Annotated in this window: 1 riboswitch. The window is 66.0% G+C overall.

Going from position 1 to position 318, the window contains the following annotated elements:
• Positions 1 to 197: 197 nt before the first annotated feature.
• Positions 198 to 318: riboswitch (cobalamin riboswitch) on the reverse strand. This riboswitch is flagged as partial in the annotation.

Here is a 318-nt window from a genome sequence, read left to right on the forward strand (position 1 = left end):
GCCAGGGGGGAGACGGAGAGGACGGGCGAGACGAGAGAGAGCGTTCGCAGGCACGCGTATCGGTAGCGACAGGACACGGGACACGACACGGCGGACGTCTGTGGCACCTCACCCCGAACGATGCCTAGCAGATTGCCTGTCGTGAGGACAGCCGAACGCATCGACACCCATCAGGACACCCCGCCCGATGCGTTTAGCGTGTGACCCCGACTGACGGCCGGTCTCCTGGCTCGCGGGTCACCGCCCTCTCATCGTCTTCCCAGGCCCGAAGACCCAGTGACGTGCTGATGATGGGCTCGCCGCTTACAGTTGCGGGGG

The organism is Methylobacterium sp. J-078 (assembly GCF_022829285.1).
Taxonomy (GTDB): domain Bacteria; phylum Pseudomonadota; class Alphaproteobacteria; order Rhizobiales; family Beijerinckiaceae; genus Methylobacterium.